This is a genomic window from Streptomyces sp. NPDC041784 (assembly GCF_055591025.1).
In genome coordinates, this window is sequence record NZ_JBVJAB010000004.1 from 212415 (window position 1) to 231731 (window position 19317).

General features: G+C 72.0%; 20 protein-coding genes. 5 read left to right on the top strand and 15 right to left on the bottom strand.

The genetic code is table 11. The features are described from left to right. Positions 1-54: 54 nt before the first annotated feature. The 4 genes from ACZ6D7_RS10400 to ACZ6D7_RS10415 form a co-directional block, all read right to left on the bottom strand. Complete coding sequence (locus tag ACZ6D7_RS10400) at positions 55-1146, bottom strand: YlbL family protein (RefSeq protein ID WP_469486645.1); 1092 nt, start codon at positions 1144-1146, stop codon at positions 55-57. Between the two features lie 126 nt (positions 1147-1272). After that, positions 1273-1473 (bottom strand): hypothetical protein, encoded by a 201-nt coding sequence (locus ACZ6D7_RS10405; protein WP_469486651.1) that lies wholly within the window; start codon positions 1471-1473, stop codon positions 1273-1275. A 134-nt stretch (positions 1474-1607) separates the two neighbouring features. After that, a complete protein-coding gene (locus tag ACZ6D7_RS10410; protein ID WP_469486654.1) occupies positions 1608-2069 on the bottom strand; it encodes a molybdenum cofactor biosynthesis protein MoaE in 462 nt (153 codons plus the stop codon). A 195-nt stretch (positions 2070-2264) separates the two neighbouring features. Beyond that, a complete protein-coding gene (locus ACZ6D7_RS10415) occupies positions 2265-3374 on the bottom strand; it encodes an SDR family oxidoreductase (protein WP_469486661.1) in 1110 nt (369 codons plus the stop codon). A 196-nt stretch (positions 3375-3570) separates the two neighbouring features. On the opposite strand from ACZ6D7_RS10415, the gene ACZ6D7_RS10420 reads away from it, so the two are divergent. Both ACZ6D7_RS10420 and ACZ6D7_RS10425 read left to right on the top strand, forming a co-directional pair. Further along, positions 3571-5013, top strand: coding sequence for a zinc-dependent metalloprotease (locus tag ACZ6D7_RS10420; protein WP_469486664.1), 1443 nt, complete (start codon positions 3571-3573; stop codon positions 5011-5013). Beyond that, positions 5010-5531 carry an NUDIX hydrolase gene (locus ACZ6D7_RS10425; RefSeq protein WP_469486667.1) on the top strand — a complete coding sequence of 174 codons (522 nt, stop codon included), beginning with the start codon at positions 5010-5012 and terminating at the stop codon, positions 5529-5531. Before ACZ6D7_RS10420 ends, ACZ6D7_RS10425 begins: the two co-directional genes overlap by 4 nt. 78 nt (positions 5532-5609) lie before the next feature. Here ACZ6D7_RS10425 and ACZ6D7_RS10430 read toward each other — a convergent pair whose 3' ends face one another. The 4 genes from ACZ6D7_RS10430 to ACZ6D7_RS10445 form a co-directional block, all read right to left on the bottom strand. Continuing rightward, a complete protein-coding gene (locus ACZ6D7_RS10430; protein WP_469486670.1) occupies positions 5610-6365 on the bottom strand; it encodes an AIM24 family protein in 756 nt (251 codons plus the stop codon). 18 nt (positions 6366-6383) lie between these two features. Continuing rightward, on the bottom strand, positions 6384-7064 hold the full coding sequence (locus ACZ6D7_RS10435; protein WP_390661150.1) for an AIM24 family protein: 681 nt from the start codon (positions 7062-7064) through the stop codon (positions 6384-6386). An 11-nt stretch (positions 7065-7075) separates the two neighbouring features. Beyond that, entirely contained in the window at positions 7076-8755 is a 1680-nt protein-coding gene (locus ACZ6D7_RS10440; protein WP_469486674.1) for a TerD family protein, read from the bottom strand. A gap of 121 nt (positions 8756-8876) precedes the next feature. Continuing rightward, positions 8877-9473, bottom strand: a complete 597-nt coding sequence (locus ACZ6D7_RS10445) for a M48 metallopeptidase family protein (protein WP_469486677.1) — start codon at positions 9471-9473, stop codon at positions 8877-8879. 253 nt (positions 9474-9726) lie between these two features. Between ACZ6D7_RS10445 and ACZ6D7_RS10450 the strand changes: the two genes are divergently transcribed. Together ACZ6D7_RS10450 and ACZ6D7_RS10455 are read left to right on the top strand one after the other, a co-directional pair. Continuing rightward, positions 9727-10941, top strand: coding sequence for a TOMM precursor leader peptide-binding protein (locus ACZ6D7_RS10450; RefSeq protein WP_469486683.1), 1215 nt, complete (start codon positions 9727-9729; stop codon positions 10939-10941). Continuing rightward, a complete protein-coding gene (locus tag ACZ6D7_RS10455) occupies positions 10934-12304 on the top strand; it encodes an ABC1 kinase family protein (protein ID WP_469486691.1) in 1371 nt (456 codons plus the stop codon). Before ACZ6D7_RS10450 ends, ACZ6D7_RS10455 begins: the two co-directional genes overlap by 8 nt. 27 nt (positions 12305-12331) lie before the next feature. Here ACZ6D7_RS10455 and ACZ6D7_RS10460 read toward each other — a convergent pair whose 3' ends face one another. The 5 genes from ACZ6D7_RS10460 to ACZ6D7_RS10480 all read right to left on the bottom strand — a co-directional run bounded on the left by ACZ6D7_RS10460 (position 12332) and on the right by ACZ6D7_RS10480 (position 16227). Then, on the bottom strand, positions 12332-12544 hold the full coding sequence (locus ACZ6D7_RS10460; RefSeq protein ID WP_469486696.1) for a hypothetical protein: 213 nt from the start codon (positions 12542-12544) through the stop codon (positions 12332-12334). Between the two features lie 135 nt (positions 12545-12679). Beyond that, entirely contained in the window at positions 12680-13003 is a 324-nt protein-coding gene (locus tag ACZ6D7_RS10465; RefSeq protein WP_469486698.1) for a hypothetical protein, read from the bottom strand. Further along, positions 13000-13368 carry a WhiB family transcriptional regulator gene (locus tag ACZ6D7_RS10470; RefSeq protein ID WP_019072119.1) on the bottom strand — a complete coding sequence of 123 codons (369 nt, stop codon included), beginning with the start codon at positions 13366-13368 and terminating at the stop codon, positions 13000-13002. The genes ACZ6D7_RS10465 and ACZ6D7_RS10470 overlap by 4 nt, the downstream gene beginning before the upstream one ends. Before the next feature lie 163 nt (positions 13369-13531). Further along, on the bottom strand, positions 13532-13855 hold the full coding sequence (locus tag ACZ6D7_RS10475) for a hypothetical protein (protein WP_469486703.1): 324 nt from the start codon (positions 13853-13855) through the stop codon (positions 13532-13534). A gap of 167 nt (positions 13856-14022) precedes the next feature. Continuing rightward, complete coding sequence (locus ACZ6D7_RS10480; protein ID WP_469486708.1) at positions 14023-16227, bottom strand: ATP-dependent DNA helicase UvrD2; 2205 nt, start codon at positions 16225-16227, stop codon at positions 14023-14025. Between the two features lie 193 nt (positions 16228-16420). Between ACZ6D7_RS10480 and ACZ6D7_RS10485 the strand changes: the two genes are divergently transcribed. After that, positions 16421-16663, top strand: a complete 243-nt coding sequence (locus ACZ6D7_RS10485) for a mycoredoxin (protein ID WP_062642532.1) — start codon at positions 16421-16423, stop codon at positions 16661-16663. Positions 16664-16809: 146 nt separating this feature from the next. Here ACZ6D7_RS10485 and nudC read toward each other — a convergent pair whose 3' ends face one another. Both nudC and ACZ6D7_RS10495 read right to left on the bottom strand, forming a co-directional pair. Beyond that, positions 16810-17754, bottom strand: a complete 945-nt coding sequence (nudC, locus tag ACZ6D7_RS10490; RefSeq protein ID WP_469486714.1) for an NAD(+) diphosphatase — start codon at positions 17752-17754, stop codon at positions 16810-16812. Between the two features lie 150 nt (positions 17755-17904). Next, a complete protein-coding gene (locus ACZ6D7_RS10495) occupies positions 17905-19317 on the bottom strand; it encodes a dipeptidase (protein ID WP_469486719.1) in 1413 nt (470 codons plus the stop codon).

The window sequence follows — 19317 nt, forward strand, 5'->3', positions numbered from 1 at the left end:
GCGGAGTGGGGGCCCTCCGAGGCGTAGGCGCCCTTCGCGGAACGGTCGTCCCGGCTACTTCGTGCACTTCGGCAGGTCGGCGGTGTCGCCGCTGCGGATGTCCTGGAGCGCGGCGAGGGCGTCGTCGATGGTGTCCACCTTGACGAGCCTGAGCCCCGCCGGGGTGTCCTTGGCGGCGGCCGCGCAGTTGTCCTTCGGGGTCAGGAAGTACTGGGCGCCCTGGCTGCGCGCGCCGACCGTCTTCATCTCGACGCCGCCGATCGGCCCGACCTTGCCGTCGTCGTCGATGGTCCCCGTGCCGGCGACGAACGTGCCGCCGGTGAGGCTGCCCGGGGTGAGCTTGTCGTAGATCCCGAGGGCGAACATCAGACCGGCGCTGGGGCCGCCGACGTCGGCGAGCTTGATGTCGATGGTGAACGGGAACGTGTGATCGGTCCCGGCGGAGATCCCGACGATGGCCCGCTTCTCACCGGTGTCGTCGGAGGTCGCGGTCCTGATGGCGACGTCCTGCGTCTTCGTCGCGGTCCGGTTCGCCTTCTCGGCGGCGGCCTGCTCCTTGGCCGGGACGATCGTGAAGACCACGTCCTGCCCCGGCTTGTGCTTCGTCACCAGCTCGGCGACGTCGCCCGGCTCCTTGACCGCCGTACCGTCCACGGCCTTGATCACATCGCCGGCGTGCAGCTTGCCCTCCGCCGGGGAGTCCTTCACCACGGTCGAGACGATCACCCAGGACGTCACCGGAATGTCCAGTTCCTTCAGGGCGGCGACCTTGGCGCTCTCCTGGGACTGGCTGAACTCCTCGGCGTTCTCCTGGGTGGACTGCTCCTCGGTCTTGCCGTCGGGGTACAGCGTGTCGTGCGGCACGACCTTGTTGTCGTGTGCCAGCCAGCCGTACACGGCCTCGACGAGGTTCATCCGGTAGTCCGCGCTGGTGACCCGCACAGTGGTCATGTTCAGGTGACCGTCGGCCGTGTAGGTCTTGCGCCCCGAGATCTGCAGCACCGGCTCGCCGTCGTGCTCCCCCAGCGTGTTCACCGTCGGCCCCGGAGACATCTCCGAGTACGGCACGGGGATCAGCACCCCCGCGCACAGGAGCGCGATCAGCATCAGGGTGGAGGCGAGCATCGTCGCGGTGCGGCGTGGCATGACTCGACAGTACGGGACGCTTCTGTCAGCGCACCGTCAGGGCCACCACCCGGGGCAGGGCCGCCCGGGGCAGGTCCGGGGGCAGGTCCGGGTCAGCCCCGCGTCGGGCCCGGGGCAGGTCCCGGGTCAGGTCCCCGAGGGGGACTCCTCCCTGGCGGCCGGCCGCTGCACGACGGCGGGCCTCTCCATGGCGGCACGGAACCGCGCGTACCCGTCCAGCTCGGGTCCGTCGCTGCGCGCCTTCCGGGTGCGGTTGGCCCAGCTCCCCCACAGGCCGGCACCGACAGCAGCCACAAGCGGAATCAGCAACCAGGCGAGCGCACCCATGCCGACCTCCCAACCCCATACCGCAACTGACTGATCAGCAGATTAACCATCCGCACTGACAACGCTCACGGCAGGGGGCCGGTTACGCAACCGGAGCCACGGACAGGTCGGGGGCAGATCTCGGCGGGCGGTCCTCAGCAGGCCCCGACCCACTCCTCGGTCCCGTCGGAGAACCGCTGGTGCTTCCAGATCGGCACCTCGTGCTTGAGGTCGTCGATCAGCTTCCGGCAGGCCTCGAAGGCCTCACCCCGGTGCGGACACGACACGGCGACGATCACCGCGAGGTCGCCCACCCTCAGATCCCCGACCCGGTGCACGGCCGCGAGCGCCCGCACCGGGTACGCGGCGACCACCTTCTCCGCGATCCGCCGCATCTCCGCCTCGGCGCTGGGGTGGCAGGAGTACCCGAGCGAGTCGACGTCGGCACCCCCGTCGTGGTTGCGCACGGTCCCCACGAACAGCGCCGTCCCGCCGGCCGCGTCGTCCCCGACGGCTCCGAAGACCTCGTCCAGGGAGAGCGCCGTGTCCCGGACGGCGATCAGCTTCAGGGGGTTCTGGGTGCCCTGCTCGCCGGGATGATCGTTGGTGACTGCCATACCCCCATCGTGCCGCACGCGCGGGACCACGGGGAACAGCGTGATCGCCCGGCACACGCGTGTGCGGGCTTGGAGCGTCCTACAGGTCCGGGCCGCACCCCGGGGAACGGGGACGGGGAACGGGACGAGGAGGGGCTGCGCCCCGGGAACGGAGGCGGCGGGGGCGACCGTCCGGCCGCCCGCCCCGCCCGTCGCTCAGCGCCGCCGGGCCTTCCGGGCCCTGCGCACCACGGCCGCCGCTCCCAGCAGGGCGACCGTCGCCCCCGCGGCCCCCGCCGCGGTCGCGTCCTTGCGGCCCAGCCGCCGTCCGGCCACCGTGTGCCGCCCGGCCACCTCCTCCAGCAGTTCCGCGAGCACCTCCTCGTTGGTCCACTGCGCCCGCCACCCCGCGTCGTGCAGCCGCGACCCGCTCACCACCCACGGATACATCGTGTAGGCGAGGTCCCCCGCCGGAGACGGCGTCAGCCCGATCCGGTGCAGCCGGGCCGCCGCGCCGAGCGCCACCGCGGACGGCAGCTCCATCCGCCGGATCCCGCTCAGCTCCTCGACCTCCTCCTGCTCCAGCCACCCGTCGCAGCCGACGGTCAGCTCGCCGTCGACCTTCTCCAGGACGGCGTACTCCAGCGCACTGCACAGGTCCTCGACGTGGCAGAACTGCCAGGCCGGCCGCGACCCGGCCACCACCAGCAGCCGGGGCGACTCGAAGTACCGGGTCAGCGCCGTGTCCGTGCCTCCCACCAGCACCGCCGGCCGTACGACGGTGACGTTCAGCCCGGGGTGCGCCCGCGGTGCCCGGCGGGCCAGCCGTTCGATCTCCAGCAGGTCCCCGACGCCCGTCGCCTCGGCCGTGGCCCGCAGCTCCGCGTCCTCCGAGAGCGGCAGCTCGTTGTCCGGCAGCGCGCCGTAGACCATCGCGGAGGTGCACAGCACCACGCGGTGCACCCCGGCCGCCGCGGCCGCGGTCAGCACGGTCTGCGTCCCGCGCACGTTGTAGGCCGTCCGGGCGGCGGCGTCACTCCCCAGGTCGAGATCGAGCGCGAGATGGACGACGACGTCCGCCCCACGGAGCTTGTCGGCGATCGCAGGGTCGCGGACGTCGAGGATGTGCCACTGTGCCGCGTCGCACTCACCACGCCGCTCGTCGATCGCGATGACCTGCTTGACCTCCTCCGACGCGGCGAGCCGCTCGGTGAGCAGGGCGCCGACCCCGGTCGCGGCGCCGGTCACGGCGACGACGGGCCCGCGCGCACCGGCGGGGGTTGAGTGGTTTCGCGCTGCGCGAACCTGCGGATCTGGGGAACTCACCAGGTGTCTCCAGCGGTTGTCTTGGCATACGAGCGCGAGTGACGCGTACGTACCAGGTGGCATCCATCCTGCCGCAGGCCAAGAGTCGGCGAAGCACCGAGGCCCGATCGAGCCCCGGGGTGTCTACGCTGGGTGGTGTTGCAGGGCAGCCGCGCCGCCGGACGAGAACCGGTGGCCTTACCAGCCGAGGAACCCCGTGAGTGACACCCCATTCGGATTCGGCCTTCCGCCGGAGGAGCCGGAAGACGGCGACGAGGGCAAGAAGAAGGACCAGCAGAGCGGTGGTGGTCAGGGACCGGCCAACCCGTTCGGTTTCGGCGGGATGCCCGGAGCCGGAGGCTTCGGCGCCCCCGGCGCGGACAATCCGCTCGCGGCCATGTTCGGTTCGCTGAACCCCACCGACCTGGGCGCCGCGTTCCAGCAGCTGGGCCAGATGCTCTCCTACGAGGGCGGTCCGGTGAACTGGGACATGGCCAAGCAGATCGCCCGCCAGACGGTCTCCCAGGGCACGTCCGACGGTGTGAAGGACGCGTCCGTCGGTCCCGCCGAGCGCACCGCGGTCGAGGAGGCCGTCCGCCTGGCCGACCTGTGGCTGGACGACGCGACGTCCCTGCCGTCCGGCGCCGGCTCGGCCGTGGCCTGGTCGCGCGCGGAGTGGGTCGAGGCGACCCTGCCCGCGTGGAAGGAGCTGGTCGACCCGGTGGCCGAGCGCGTCGGCGCGGCCATGGGCGACGTCCTGCCGGAGGAGATGCAGGCCATGGCCGGCCCGCTGATCGGCATGATGCGCTCCATGGGCGGCGCGATGTTCGGCTCACAGATCGGCCAGGCCGTGGGGGTGCTGGCGGGTGAGGTCGTCGGCTCGACCGACATCGGTCTGCCGCTCGGTCCGGCCGGCCGGGCCGCGCTGCTGCCGGTGAACATCGAGACGTTCGGCAAGGACCTCGGCGTTTCGAAGGACGAGGTGCGGCTGTACCTCGCGCTGCGCGAGGCCGCCCATCAGCGCCTGTTCGCGCACGTCCCGTGGCTGCGCTCGCACCTGTTCGGGGCGGTCGACGGCTACGCGCGCGGGATCAAGGTCGACACGGCCAAGCTGGAGGACGTGGTCGGCCAGTTCGACCCGCAGAACCCCGAGCAGCTTCAGGACGCCCTTCAGCAGGGTATGTTCCAGCCGGAGGACACCCCGGAGCAGAAGGTCGCCCTGGCCCGTCTGGAGACGGCCCTGGCGCTGGTCGAGGGCTGGGTGGACGCGGTGGTCCACGCCGCCGCGAAGCCGCGCCTGGCGTCCGCGGACGCGCTGCGCGAGACGCTGCGCCGCCGCCGCGCCTCGGGCGGTCCGGCGGAGCAGACGTTCGCCACGCTGATCGGCCTGGAGCTGCGTCCGCGCCGGCTGCGCGACGCCTCCCGGCTGTGGGCATCGCTGACGGACGCGCGCGGGGTCGACGGCCGGGACGCCCTGTGGGCCCACCCGGACATGCTGCCGACGGCCTCCGACCTGGACGACCCGGACGGCTTCGTGCACCGCGAGCACATGGACTTCTCCGAGCTGGACAAGATGCTCGGCGAGGCGGCCGGCGGCAGCGGCTCCGCCGGGAAGCCGAACCTGAAGAAGGACGACGACAAGGGCGACGACACCGAGTGAGCCTCCACGACGACGCGGTCCTCGTACTGAAGCGCTACGAGGGCCAGGACGAGCTGCGCCAGGCCTATCTGGACCACCTCGAGGCCCACCCGGACGGCATGTGGAAGGCCTGCGGCGACGGGCATGTCACGGCGAGCGCGCTGGTGATCGACCCGTCACGCGGGCGGGTGCTGCTCACGCTCCACAAGAAGATCCGGATGTGGCTGCAGATGGGCGGCCACTGCGAGCCGGCCGACGAGACGCTGGCCGTGGCCGCCCTGCGCGAGGCCACGGAGGAGTCGGGCATCCCGGGGCTCAGCCTGCTGCCCGGCGGCCCGGTGCGCCTGGACCGGCACCACACGCCGTGCGCCTGGCACCTCGACGTCCAGTACGCGGCGCTCGCCCCGGCCGGTGCCGTGGAGGCGATCAGCGACGAGTCCCTCGACCTGCGCTGGTTCGCCTACGCCGAGGTCCCGGAGGTGGCGGACGACTCGGTCGTACGCCTGCTGGAGGCGACCCGTGCGAGGCTCGCGGTCTGAGCACCCCGTGTCCGTTCCGGGGCATGGGTAAGGGGCGACCACCTGGACGGTCGCCCCTTACGTCTGCTTTCCGGACGGTCAGCTCCAGACGTTGCCCTGGTTCTGCCCCCGGGCGCCCTGCTGTCCCATCCCGTACTGCGCGGCCACCCCGGAGCCGATCTGGGCGTTCTGCGGCGGCAGCAGCTCGCTGGGCTGCACGAGCGCGAAACCGGTGCCCATGAAGCTCAGCTCCCAGCCCTCACCCGTGTTGCCGCGCCGGCGCCACACCCCGGAGGAGTGCGTCTGGGCCTGCATCTGCACCCGCAGCCCGGTGGACCAGGCCACGATGGCGTCGGCGTCGCAGTTGACGTACTTGTCGGGCGTGACCTGCATCATCAGCGGCGCGCCCGAGGTCATCAGGGCGACCCGGCCGCGGCCGGTGATGTTGAGCTGGTACTTCCCGGAGCCGGAGATGCCGTAGAGGCTGTCGACGGCGATGACCTCGTGGTGCAGCGAGGAGTCCATGGCCAGCACATAGCTGCTGTCGACGGTCAGGCCGTCCTGCTCCACGTCCACGAGGTGGACGTGCTGCTTGAGGTTGGCGAGGTAGACCGTGCCCTGTCCGTGGCAGCGCATCAGGTCCAGGCCCTCGCCGGTACGCGCACGCGCGCGTGCCTGACCCCCGGCCTGGTACTCGGCGTCGAACTCGACGAGGCCCTGGTAGGCGACCATCGTGCCCTTGCGGGCCAGGATGTCGTCGTGGCCCTCCAGGGTGACGCGGAGCATCTGCTTGTTCTGGAGGCTCCAACGCTCCTGGGTCTGCGAGTCGTTGTGCGCGAAAAGTGAGCTCTGCATGGCGTTTCTGGCTCCCCCTCAGCCCCGGATCCGGAGGCGGTCGGTGCTGTCCTCACTGGGCTGGACGACGACGATGCCCTGGCCGGAGAAGGCCATCTGGTAGGCCTCACCGCTGCCCCGGCCGATCAGGGACTGCGCCTTGAAGCTGCGCTTGCCCTTCACCTTGAGGTTCGGGGACCAGGCGACGAGCGCGTCCGGGTCGACGTACGTCTCGTCCTCGCCGCCACCGCAATCGACGACGATCGGCTTGCCCCGGGAGGTCAGCGCGACCCAGCCCTGCCCGGAGATCTTGGTGTTCCACAGGCCCTGACCGGCGAACTTCGCCAGACCCTTCACCCGCTCGACGCCCCAGGTGAGGTGCGCGTCGAAGGCGAGCAGGTTGGTGGCGTTGACGGAGATGCCGTCGCCGTTGAGGTTGATCACGACGACGTTGGCGCCGTAGTCGGCGAGGTACAGCAGGCCGTCGCCGGAGCACTTCATCAGGGGCGCGCCCTCGCCGGTCATCCAGTCGCGCGCGATCTGGCGCACGGCAGGCGGGTTGGGCTCGTACTGGACGAAGCCCTCGTAGGCGACCATCGAGCCCACGCGCGCGAGAAGGTCGTTCCCGGTCTGCATGGCGACCTTCAGCATGTGGTTGCCGTGGTTCTCCATGCGGGCGGTGACGGGTGCGGGGGCATAGCCCGCGAGCGGCTGGTTCATGACGGGCTCCCTCAGACCTCGTACGGCTGGACGACGATGAAGTTGCCGGGCGCGCCCCGGAACTGGAGGTTGACGCTCTCGCCGGTGTCGCCGGGGTAGGCGTTGCGGCGCATCCGCACCTGGCTGGAGACGACCACCTGGGAGGCGGCCGACCAGGCGACGACGGCGTTGCAGTCGGCGAAGGTGGTGGGCGTGACCGGCAGGACGACAGGCACACCGTGCGTCTTCACGACGATGGTGCCGGTGCCGGTGAACTGCATGGTGAACAGGGCGCCGCCGGGAATGCCGTGCCCCTCGATGCGGCGGACCTCGTACTGGAGGCTCTCGTCGAACGCGAGGACGTTCTCGGCGGAGACGCAGATGCCGTCGCCCTGGAGCTCGATGGGGTGCAGCATCGTGGAGTTGTCGGCGAGGAACACCTGGCCCTGGCCGGTGCAGCGCATCAGCTGCATCTCCTGGCCGGTCGCGTTGCCCACGATCCGGCCGGCGAAGCCCGCGCCCTTGTAGCTGAAGTCGACCTTGCCCTGATAGAGCACCATGCTGCCCTGCCGGGCGAGCACGGGCTGGCCACCGATGCCGAGGTCGACGCGGACCAGCTTCTTGTTCTGCTGCGTCCAGCGCTGTCCGGTGGGCGTCTCCTTGAACTGCTGGAGCGCCGCGGCCACACCGGCACCGCCCTGGGGCGCGCCCTGCGGGACGCCGTACGCCTGCTGGGCGGGGGCCTGCCCGAAGGGGGGCTGCTGACCGTAGCCTGGGGGCGGCGTCTGCTGGCCGTAGCCGGGCGGCACGGGGGCCTGCGGTGCCTGGGGCTGGCCGTAGCCGGGCGGCATCGGGGCGGCGGGCTGGCCGTAGGGCTGCTGCTGGGGCGGCTGGCCGTACGGCGCGGGGGCCGGGGCCGGAGGCGGCACCTGGACTCCGCCGGGCGGGGTCATGGGCGCGACGATGGTCGGCGCGCCGTGCACCGAGGGCGCGGGCGCCGGGGCGGGCGGCGGAGTCGCTCCGGGCGGCGGCGCGAAGCCCTGCGCGGCGGGCTGCGGCTGCGGTGCGGGCGCCGGGGCCGGAACCGTCGCGGGCGCCGGGGCCGACGGGGCGGCGAACGCGGGCGGGGCGAAGCCGGGGGCGGCACCGGTCTGTGGCTGCGGCGGCGCGGCAGGCGCCTCCTCCTCCGCCACCTCGCCGCCGAAGTTCTTCAGCAGCGCCTCCAGACCGCCGTCGAAGCCCTGTCCGACGGCCGCGAACCGCCAGACGTCCTTCAGGTAGAAGTCGCCCAGCATCACGGCGCGCTCGGTGGTGAACTCCGAGCCGCTGAAGGCGTACCGGGCCACCTCCTCTCCGCCCGCGACGATGCGGAGATACCCGGGGGCGATCTGCGACATCTGGCCGGCGCCGTCGATGGTCGCCGTGAAGGACAGCTTCTGGATCTGAGCCGGGATCCGGTCCAGGGTGATGCGGAAGGACTCCGTGTCACCCGCCTGGGCACCCAGGAGCTGGACGGACTCCTCGGGGGACTTCGGCTGGTTGAAGAAGACGAAGTACCGGTCGTCCGAGAGCCGCTCGTCGGCGTCCAGACCGAAGCAGCTGATGTCGAAGGACAGGCCGGGGGCGGAGATCTGCACGCCTACGTACAGATCGGTGCCCGCCGTGAGGTCACTGATCCTGGCCTTGTGGCCGCGCTGGAATTCCCTGGGCATGCGTAACGACCGTCCCCCATCCCGATTGCGAGTGCGTCGCGTCAGGCTAACGGCAAAGTCCGACAACGCACGATGTCGGTACAGACCCGGTACACAACCGGCGCGCGGGGTGCCGGAAGAACTACTCTCCGCGCGCGCCCGGCAGATGGGGCAGCCGCTCGGCGGCGACGACACCCTCGAGATAGCCGCGGGCCCGCTCGGTGCGCGGGTAGGCCTCCAGCAGCCGCCAGAAGTCGGGGCCGTGCCCCGGGACCAACAGATGCGCCAGCTCATGGGCGAGCACGTAGTCGATGACGTACTCCGGCATCCCCTTCAGGCGGTGCGAGAGCCGGATGCTGCCCTCGGCCGGAGTGCACGAGCCCCAGCGGGTGTTCTGGTTGGTCACCCAGCGGACCGAGGTGGGCCGGGCCCGGCCGTCGAAGCACTGGTCCGACAGCCGCTGCGCGCGCTCCGCCAGCTCGGCGTCGCCCGGTACCCGCCTGCTCTCCTGCGCGGCGAGCTTGTCGAGCATGACCCTCACCCAGCGTTGCTCCTCGGCCTCGGACATCCGGGCGGGGATGAGCACGATGGTGCGATCGCCCTCGCGGTACGCGGAGACCGTCCGACGTCGACGGGCGCTTCTGCGAACCTCGATCGGGCTCGTCCTCGAGCTGCTGGGCGGCTGGCTCGTCGTGCTGCGCTGTGGCATTTTGGCGCGGTGCAGGGGGTCGGCGGGCACGCCCCGACGTTACCCGCTGCACACGGGAGAAGTCCCGACTCCGGGACGGTCGGGTTCCGAACCCTCACTTCCGCTTTGCCTCGTACGATGGATTTGTACGACGAACTCCCCCACCTGTGGACAACTTTCGGCACGGCTCGGCGGGGCCGGGCATGCTGGCACTCGTCGGCGGAGCGAGGCGACCTCACGCCCCCGCTCCACCGGCGTCCGGAAGTACGGGAGTACGGGAGTACCAGGCGTACGGGGGTCTTCGATGCATCCGATGGTGAAGCCGGCGCTGCGGCGCGGCTGGCGTGACCTGAACACCGTGCAGTTCGGGATGGCACCGGCGCACGCGCTGACACTCGGTCCGGTGGACACGGCAACGGGCAGTTTCCTCGCCCTGCTGGACGGCACCCGCAGGCTCGCTCTGCTGCGCGAGGAGGGGCGCCGCATGGATCTGCCGGACGGTCATGTCGACCGGCTGGTCGAGCGGCTGGCCGGGGCCGGTCTGCTGGACGACGCGCGCGGGGGCGGTCCGGACGCGGACGCCCTGCGGGAGCGGAAGGAGGTCCTGGACCGGCTGCGTCCCGATCTCGCCTCGTTGTCGCTGACCACGTCGGAACCGGGCGAGGCGATGGGCCGGCTGGCCGCCCGGCGCCGGCTGCGGGTGCAGGTGCGGGGCGCGGGCCGGGTCGGCGCGGTGCTGGCCTCGCTGCTGGCGGGCGCGGGGGTCGGCGAGGTCGACGTCCGCGACGGCGGCCGGGTGGACCCGGGGGACATCGCACCGGGCGGGCTGCCCGTAGAGGCCGTCGGCGAGCGGCGGGACGAGGCGGCCCGGCGGGCCGTGCGCCGGGCCGCCCCGCAGCGCCCGCCGCGCCGGAGCGCCGGACCGTCCGCCGAGGCGGACACGCCCGGCTTCTCCCTGGTGGTCCTCGCCCCGCGCGACGACGTGTCCGTGCACGCGCCCGACCCCGCGACGGCCGAGCCGCTGATCGCCTCGGGCACACCGCATCTCCACGCCGGGGTGGTGGAGGGCACGGGCGTCGTAGGCCCGCTCGTCCTGCCCGGGGAGACGGGCTGTGCCGGCTGTCTGCATCAGGCGCGCACCGACCGGGACGCGACCTGGCCGCGGCTGGTCGCGCAGTGGCAGTCCGGGCGGCGGCGCCCGGCCCGCGCCTGCGATCTGTCCCTGGCCACCACGGTTGCCGGGCTGGCGGCCGCACACGCGCTCACGTTCCTCGACGGCCGGCAGCCCTCCAGCGCGGGCGCCCGGTGGGAGGTCTCCCTCCCCACACTCCAGTGGAATGCGCGACCGTTGTGGCCACACCCCGCATGTCCGTGCGGGGCCGCCGCGAAAGGTAAGCAGGAACACACCGCCGAGGACAGGGGATCGCACGAGACAATGGCGGAGCAACGGCATTCGAAGGACGTACGCCGTACGACTGCGGCGGCGCGGCAGGCTGGGACTTGGAGGGCGCATGTCTGATCTTCCCCGGAAGGCGGTCACCAGAACCGCCAAGCTCGCCGCGCTCCCGCTCGGCTTCGCCGGCCGGGCGACCTGGGGTCTGGGCAAGCGGATCGTGGGCGAGTCCGCGGAGATCGTCGGCCGTGAGCTGCAACAGCGGACCGCGGAGCAGCTGTTCAAGGTCCTGGGCGAGCTGAAGGGCGGCGCGATGAAGTTCGGGCAGGCCCTGTCCGTCTTCGAGTCGGCCCTGCCCGAGGAGGTCGCGGGCCCCTATCGGGCGGCCCTGACCAAGCTCCAGGACGCGGCGCCGCCCATGCCGACCCGCACGGTGCACTCGGTGCTCGCCGAGCGCCTCGGCGCGGACTGGCCCGAGCTGTTCCTGGAGTTCGACGACAAGCCGGCCGCGGCTGCCTCGATCGGGCAGGTGCACCGCGCGGTGTGGCACGACGGCCGCGAGGTCGCGGTCAAGGTCCAGTACCCCGGGGCGGGCGAGGCCCTGTTGTCCGACCTCACCCAACTCAGCCGCTTCGCACGTCTGTTGGGCCCGCTCATCCCGGGCATGGACGTCAAACCCCTGATCTCGGAGCTGCGGGACCGGGTCTCGGAGGAGCTGGACTACGGCCTGGAGGCCGCGGCCCAGCAGGCCCACGCGGAGGAGTTCGCCGACGATCCCGACGTCATGGTCCCGGCGGTGGTCCACCAATGCGACCAGGTGCTGATCACGGAGTGGATCGACGGGGTGCCCCTGTCGGAGGTGATCGCCGACGGCACCCAGGAACAGCGCGACCGGGCCGGCCAGTTGCTGTCCCGGTTCCTCTTCTCCGGCCCGGCCCGCACCGGTCTGCTGCACGCCGACCCGCACCCCGGCAACTTCCGTCTGCTGCCCGGCGGTCCCGGCGGCGAGGACGACTGGCGGCTGGGCGTCCTGGACTTCGGCACGGTCGACCGGCTCTCGGGCGGCCTGCCAGAGCCGATCGGCGATTCCCTGCGCATGACGCTCGACGGTGAGGCGGACGCGGTCTACGACCTGCTCTGCGCGGAGGGTTTCGTCAAGGAGTCCATCGCACTGGATCCCGACGCGGTCCTCGACTACCTGCTGCCGATCATCGAGCCGGCCCGGGTGGAGGAGTTCACGTTCACCCGGGGCTGGATGCGCAGCCAGGCGGCCCGCATCGCCGATCCCCGCTCCCCCGCCCACCAGCTGGGCAAGCAGCTCAACCTGCCGCCGGCCTACCTGCTGATACACCGGGTGACGCTGAGCACGATCGGTGTGCTGTGTCAGCTCGGCGCGACGGTACGGCTGCGGGACGAGCTGGCCGAGTGGCTCCCCGGCTTCGTCCTGGAGGACGACCTGGAGGCGGAGGAGTCGGCGGCGGGGGCGTGAGGGGGCTCCCGCCACTGGGCGGGGGCCTCACCACCACTCCGAGTCCAGCCGTCCCTCGATCGCCCGGAGGTTCTCCCGGGCGCAGGTCTCGCAGTAGTAGCGGCGGACGCCGTGCTCCACGGAGCAGGTCCAGGTGACGGGCGGCGGTTCCTCCGCCCGGGCGCCGCAGCGGTCGCACCTGAGAGGGCGGGGCTCCGCCGGGGAACCGCCGTGGTCACTGCCGCCGGATCGACTCGTCACTCACGGGACGATACGCCGCGCGGGCGCGGCACCGGGCACAACGCACCGGGGGGGCCGGTCCGTTCGGACGGACCGGCCCCCGCGGGGAAAGTTCCGCCTCCCCGGTCGGGGAGGCCACCGCTTCCGGTGTGGGTGTTACTGCATCACGGCCATGGCGAGCGCCCGGCGGGCGCGCATCGAGGCGCGCTCCGCCCTGCGCTGCATCCGGCGAGCGGTCGCCAGGCGCAGCGCCCGGCGTTCCCGCTCGGCCTCCTGCAGCTGGTCGCGCATATGCGCGCGAGCCAGCGCTTCTGGGATGAGTTGCATCTCTCGGGTCCTGTTCTTGCGCGAGTCGATCGCGCCGGTGGTGGTGACGTCTTCGGTTGCGGAGCCTGCGGGCTCGCTGGTGAACGGCTTCATCGGGGCCTGCTTCTGGGGGTCTTGCGTGAGGGGGCGGTCGATCGTTCCTGCGGTGTTCATGCCGTGACCGGGTTCTTGCGCGGGCGGCCACGCGGCCGCTTCCGGGCGACGACGACACCCTGGACGAACAGCTCGCCACCCCAGACGCCCCAGGGCTCACGCCGCTCCTTGGCGCCGGCGAGGCAGGCCTCGATCAGCGGGCAGGTGCGGCAGAGGGACTTGGCGTACTCGACGTCGGCCGGCGACTCGGCGAAGAAGACCTCCGGGTCGTAGGAGCGGCAGGGGACGGGTACACCGAGGTTCTCGATGGCGTCGTCGAGCGCGGTGAGCGCGGTGAGCGGGGTCAAGGTGGAGTCCTCCGTGAGGCCGGGCGGGGGGATCGTTTCGGAAGGCGGTACGGACGGGGCGTGCGCTTCGAGTTGCACGGTTCGTCTTCCTCGTCTGGTCGGTCCGGCCCTGTTGGGCCGGGTGTCGGCGTTTCTTGTCCCGAGGCCCCTTCGCCCGTCTGTCCCCGGTACGGGGACAAACAGAAGGGCCGCGGATCCCGGTGGGGTTCCGCGGCCCTGAAGGCGCCGGCCTGATCGACGATCAGGCTGGATCACTCCAGGGTTCTGGCCCACGGAAGGCCCACATCAGGTGGTGCTGCGTCGTCTGCTTCCGGAATCCGGCACCGGCCGCCGCGAAGGCATAGGCGTGGGCCTGTGCCTCTACTGCTTCCAGTGCCTCTGTCGGTCGCTCGTCGCGCTCACGGGTGAGAAGACCCGCGGGGGCAACGGAGAGGGACGCCAGCCGGTCGGCACGAATGCCGGACAGACCGGTGCCCAGGTTCGAGGCGCCGAGCATGCACGTGGAGACGACCGAGCAATCGCTCAGTTTGGCGGTGCTGATGGAGCTGCTGTTGATGATGATCACTGGAATCGCCTCCTCTCGGCGTCTCGGGGGACCGGGGGTGAGCCCAGTCCTGCGGATATGAAAGTAGAACACGGAATCAGGGCCTCCGAGAAGGCCCCCGTTCCCGTGTCTAAGAACCTATGGGGATTGCTGGGGCATGCGCAAACTATTTTTTCGACGAGTTCGCATCAGTCCCCCTCTTCCCCCTCGGTGAGGTGCTGGCCTGCACAGATGGCCAGCACATCGGCTCCGAAACGGTTGAGCTTGCGGACGCCGACCCCGGGGATCCTCGCGAGCTCGCCCGCCTCCTCGGGGACGGACTCGGCGATGGCCATCAGGGTCTTGTCGGTGAAGACGCAGAACGCGGGCTGTCGGTTGCGTCGCGCCTGCACCTCGCGCCACTCCCGCAGCCGTTCGTAGAGCCCCTCGTCCATGTCGGAGGGGCAGCCCTCGCAGCGCAGCAGCTTCAGCTCGCCGGCGTCGGTGAGGGTGCGCCCGCAGACCCGGCAGCGGGCGGGGGTGCGCTGTCTGCGGCGCGGCACGTCGGGGGTGCCCACGACGGCGCCGGAGAAGCCCCGCTCGATGCCTCCGGAGGCTACGGAGCCGGAGCGGCCCGCGGCCGCCCCCGACCCGGGGCGCAGTCCGTCGAGGAAGCGGCTGGGGCGGCGGCTCGGGCGGCCGCCGGGCGAGCGGGAGACCGCCCAGGAGACATGGAGGCGCTCCCGGGCCCGGGTGACCCCGACATAGAGGAGACGGCGCTCCTCCTCGATCTGCTCGTCCGTCCTGGCGTAGGTGATCGGCATCATGCCCTCGGCGACGCCGACCAGGAAGACGACGTCCCACTCCAGGCCCTTGGCCGAGTGCAGGGAGGCGAGGGTGACGCCCTGGACGGTCGGGGCATGCTGGGCGTTCGCCCGCTCGTCGAGTTCGGCGACGAGGTCGGCGAGGGTGGCGCCGGGGCCGGCGGCGGCGAAGTCCTGGGCGAGGTGCACCAGCGCGGCCAGTGACTCCCAGCGCTCTCTGACGGCTCCGGAGCCGGCCGGCGGTTGTGGCGTCCAGCCCTCGCCGGAGAGGACGGCACGCACCTGGGAGGGCAGGTCGACGGCGTCCTCCAGGAGGGGGTCGTTGCCGCCGAAGCGGGCCGCGCCGCGCAGGGCCACCCCGGCCTTGCGGACCTCGGGCCGGTCGAAGAACCGCTCGGCGCCGCGCAGCTGGTAAGGGATGCCGGCGTCGGCGAGGGCCTGTTCGTAGGTCTCGGACTGGGCGTTGGTGCGGAACAGGACGGCGATCTCGGCGGCCGGGACCCCGGCGGCCAGCAGTTCGCGGATACGGCGGGCGGCTCCCTCGGCCTCGGCGGGCTCGTCGGCGTACTCGGAGTAGGCGGGCTCGGGCCCCGCGCCGCGCTGGGAGACCAGCTCCAGGCGGTGGTCGGCGGCGCGGCCGCGGGCCTGGGAGAGGAGGCCGTTGGCCAGGTGGACGACCTGGGGGGTGGAGCGGTAGTCGCGGACCAGCTTGACGACGGTGGCGCCGGGGTGGCGGGTGCGGAAGTCGAGGAGGTGGTCGGGGGTGGCGCCGGTGAAGGAGTAGATCGTCTGGCTGGCATCGCCGACGACGCACAGGTTGTCCCGCTCGCCCAGCCACAGCTCCAGCAGGCGTTGCTGGAGCGGGCTGACGTCCTGGTACTCGTCGACGACGAAGTGCTGGTACTGGGCCCGGACCTGCTCGGCGATGTCGCGCCGGTCCTGGAGGACGGCGACGGTCAGCAGCAGGACGTCCTCGAAGTCGATGACCGCGCGGTCGCGCTTGAGGTCCTCGTAGGCGGCGTAGAGCTGGGCGATCTCGGCGGGGTCGCGGGGGGCGTCGCGGCCCGCCTTGGCGACCGCGGCGGCGTAGTCGGCGGGGACGGTCTGGGTGACCTTGGACCACTCGATCTCCGCGGTGGCGTCCCGCAGCTCGCCGCGATCGAGGCGGATGCGGCAGGCGGCGGCCGCGTCGGCGACCAGCTGGATCTTGCGGTCGACGAGCCGGGGCAGGGAGCCACCGATGGCTTTCGGCCAGAAGTACTGGAGCTGGCGCAGGGCCGCGGAGTGGAAGGTGCGGGCCTGGACGCCCTGGGCGCCGAGCTGGCGCAGCCGGCCGCGCATCTCTCCGGCGGCACGGTTGGTGAAGGTGACGGCGAGCACGCTGGAGGGCTGGAGGATGCCGGCCCGCACGCCGTAGGCGATGCGGTGGGTGATCGCCCGGGTCTTGCCCGTGCCGGCTCCCGCCAGCACGCACACCGGACCGTGCAGGGCGGTGGCCACCTCGCGCTGCTCGGGGTCGAGCCCTTCGAGCACCGCGTCGGCCGAGTCCGGTACCCGCGGGAAGAGGGGGGAGTGCGTTGCTGCTGTCACATGGCCATGCTGCCAGGTCGGTGGAGACGGGCGAGCCGGTTGTCCACAGGCAGGCCCTTGCGGTCGTACTAATGCGGCGGAGGTCACTCCCGGCCGTTCCCGCCCCGGGGGCGTTCCGGGAATGCTCGCCCTTTCAAGTACGTTCACCCTTTGCGACCCGCTCTCCCCGACCCGCCGAAGGAGCACGAGAGACATGCTGGGCACTGTGACGATGTACAGCACCACGTGGTGCGGCTACTGCCAGCGGCTGAAGAAGCAGCTGGACCGCGAGGGCATCGGGTACACCGAGATCAACATCGAGCAGGACCCGGCGTCCGCGGCGTTCGTGGAGAAGGCGAATGGCGGAAACCAGACGGTGCCGACCGTGCTGTTCCCGGACGGCTCGACGCTGACGAACCCGTCGCTGGCGCAGGTGAAGCAGAAGATCGGCGCGTAAGCGTAAGCGCGTAGGCGTGACAGACGCGTAGGCGTGAGAGAAGAGGGCGGCCCCCCGGGATATCGGGGGGCCGCCCTCTTGTCTGCGCTGGTTCAGACGTCAGCGCTCGTTCAGACGTCAGCGCTCGTTCAGACGTCAGCGCTCGTTCAGATGAAGTTGCGCGTCGGCAGGGGCTTGCCGTACCAGAGCTCGATCAGACGGGCCGCGATCGAGATGCCGTACGGGGGCAGGACCTCGCCGGACTCGAAGGCCGCACCCAGCTCGTCGCGGGAGAACCAGCGGGCCTCGTGGATCTCGTCGCCGTCGACGTCGATCGTGGTGGAGGTGGCGCGGGCCACGAAGCCCAGCATCAGGCTGGACGGGAAGGGCCAGGGCTGGCTGGCGATGTAGTCGACCTGGCCGACGGAGACGCCGACCTCCTCGAAGACCTCGCGGCGCACGGCCTGTTCGATGGACTCGCCGGGCTCGACGAAGCCGGCGAGGGTCGAGAAGCGGCCCTCGGGCCAGTGGACCTGGCGGCCGAGGAGGATGCGGTCGTCCTCGTCGGTGACGGCCATGATCACCGCGGGGTCGGTGCGCGGGTAGTGCTCGGCGCCGCAGGCGGGGCAGCGGCGGATGTGGCCGGCGGCGGCGATGACCGTGCGCTCGCCGCAGCGGGAGCAGAAGCGGTGGGTGCGCTGCCAGTTCTCCAAGCCGACCGCGTGCGCCATCAGGCCCACGTCACGCGGTGACAGCAGCAGTCCGGCCTCGCGCAGTCCGGCCGGGCGCGCGGACTGGTCGATCCGGCCGGGCAGGGCGTCCTTCTGGAGGGCGAAGTAGGTGACACCGTCGTCGTCGGTGCCGAGGAAGTAGCGGTGCGCCTCGGTGAGAGGGGCCTCGAAGGACGGGGTCATGACCAGCTCGGTCCGGCCGTCGGGCGTCTCGTCGATGAGGACCTGGCCGCCGGAGACGACGAAACAGCGCGTCGTCGGGTGGCTCCACGCCGCGGCGAGCCACGCCTCGTCGAGCCGGTGGTGGGCGGCGCGGTCGATGCCGCTGGGCGCGGTGAGCGAGATGGGCCGGTCGGCGTTCTGGTCGGTCCAGGTGGTCACGGGTGCTTCCAACTCCCCCGGTGGAACGGTTGATTCGGCGGGCGGTTCAGCGGAACGTGCGGGAGGGGACGACCGGGTCGGGTGCGGTGGCGCGGTGCGGTCTCTCCAGTGTGCCCCGCGTGCCGTCGCGCTCCGGACCGAGCGGGGTCGTCAGGGCGCATGGCGCCAGTTCTCGGCGAGGTCGCCCCAGAGGTACGCGGTGGTCTCGACGCCCTTGAGGAGGAGATCCAGCTCGACCTTCTCGTTCGGGGCGTGCCAGCCGTCCGAGGGGACGGAGATGCCCAGGAAGAGCACGGGGGCGCCGAGGACCTCCTGGAGGTCGGCGGCCGGTCCCGAGCCTCCTTCGCGGGTGAAACGGACGGGCCCTTCGAAGGCGCGGCCCATGGCGCGCACCACGGACTGAAGGGCGGGGTGGTCCAGCGGCGTCAGGCACGGGCGCGTGGCCGGGCTGAACGCGATCTCGTGCCGGATCCCGGCGGGCAGCTGCTCGGCGGCCCAGGCGCGGACCGCCTTCTCCACCCGGTCCGGGTCCTGGCCTGCGACCAGCCGGAAGGACAGCTTCACGAAGGCCGTGGCCGGGATGATCGTCTTGCTGCCGGGGCCCTGGTAGCCGCCGCCGATGCCGTTGACCTCGGCGGTGGGGCGGGCCCAGACGCGCTCCAGGGTGGTGTGCCCGGCCTCGCCGTGGGAGGCGTGCGACTTGGCGGTGCGCAGCCACTGGGCCTCGTCGAAGGGCAGCTCGGCGAACAGCTCGCGCTCACGGTCGGTGAGTTCCACGATGCCGTCGTAGAAGCCGGGGATTGCCACACGCGCGTGCTCGTCGTGCAGGGCGGCGACCAGGCGGGCGGCCGCGGTCGCCGGATTGGGTACGGCGCCGCCGAACGAGCCGGAGTGGATGTCCTGGTCGGGGCCGGACAGCCGGATCTCGCACTCGGCGAGCCCGCGCATGCCGGTGCACACCGTGGGGGTGTCCTCGGACCACATGCCGGTGTCGGAGACGATCACGGCGTCGGCGGCGAGCCGCTCGGCGCGCTCCTCGACGAGGGCGCGGAAGTTCGGCGAGCTGGACTCCTCCTCGCCCTCGATCAGCAGCTTGAGGTTGACGGCCGGGGCGGTGCGGCCGGTGGCGGCGAGGTGGGCGCGGACACCGAGGGTGTGGAAGAACACCTGTCCCTTGTCGTCCGCGGCCCCGCGCGCGTAGAGGCGGTTGTCACGGACGACGGGCTCGAAGGGGTCGCTGTCCCAGCCGTCCTCGACGGCGGCGGGCTGTACGTCGTGGTGGCCGTAGACCAGGACGGTCGGTGCCCCGGAGTCATCGGAGGGCCACTCCGCGTAGACGGCGGGGGCGCCCTCGGTCGGCCAGACCTCCGCGGTCGGGAAGCCGGTCTCCTTCAGCTTCGCGGCGAGCCAGTCCGCGCTGCGGCGTACGTCGGGGGCGTGGTCGGGCTGCGCCGACACCGACGGGATGCGCAGCCACTCGGCGAGGTCGTCGAGAAAGCCGGCGCGGTGCTGCTCGATGTACGTGCGGACGGCGCTGACGGCACTGTCAACGGAATGGCTCAT

Excerpts from the sequence above, each read along its gene's own strand:
- ACZ6D7_RS10400 (WP_469486645.1), bottom strand. The coding sequence starts at position 1,146 with ATGCCACGCCGCACCGCGACGATGCTCGCCTCCACCCTGATGCTGATC.
- ACZ6D7_RS10405 (WP_469486651.1), bottom strand. The coding sequence starts at position 1,473 with ATGGGTGCGCTCGCCTGGTTGCTGATTCCGCTTGTGGCTGCTGTCGGT.
- ACZ6D7_RS10410 (WP_469486654.1), bottom strand. The coding sequence starts at position 2,069 with ATGGCAGTCACCAACGATCATCCCGGCGAGCAGGGCACCCAGAACCCC.
- ACZ6D7_RS10430 (WP_469486670.1), bottom strand. The coding sequence starts at position 6,365 with ATGCAGAGCTCACTTTTCGCGCACAACGACTCGCAGACCCAGGAGCGT.
- ACZ6D7_RS10435 (WP_390661150.1), bottom strand. The coding sequence starts at position 7,064 with ATGAACCAGCCGCTCGCGGGCTATGCCCCCGCACCCGTCACCGCCCGC.
- ACZ6D7_RS10440 (WP_469486674.1), bottom strand. The coding sequence starts at position 8,755 with ATGCCCAGGGAATTCCAGCGCGGCCACAAGGCCAGGATCAGTGACCTC.
- ACZ6D7_RS10450 (WP_469486683.1), top strand. The coding sequence starts at position 9,727 with ATGCATCCGATGGTGAAGCCGGCGCTGCGGCGCGGCTGGCGTGACCTG.
- ACZ6D7_RS10455 (WP_469486691.1), top strand. The coding sequence starts at position 10,934 with ATGTCTGATCTTCCCCGGAAGGCGGTCACCAGAACCGCCAAGCTCGCC.
- ACZ6D7_RS10465 (WP_469486698.1), bottom strand. The coding sequence starts at position 13,003 with ATGAACACCGCAGGAACGATCGACCGCCCCCTCACGCAAGACCCCCAG.
- ACZ6D7_RS10485 (WP_062642532.1), top strand. The coding sequence starts at position 16,421 with ATGCTGGGCACTGTGACGATGTACAGCACCACGTGGTGCGGCTACTGC.
- ACZ6D7_RS10495 (WP_469486719.1), bottom strand. The coding sequence starts at position 19,317 with ATGAGCCATTCCGTTGACAGTGCCGTCAGCGCCGTCCGCACGTACATC.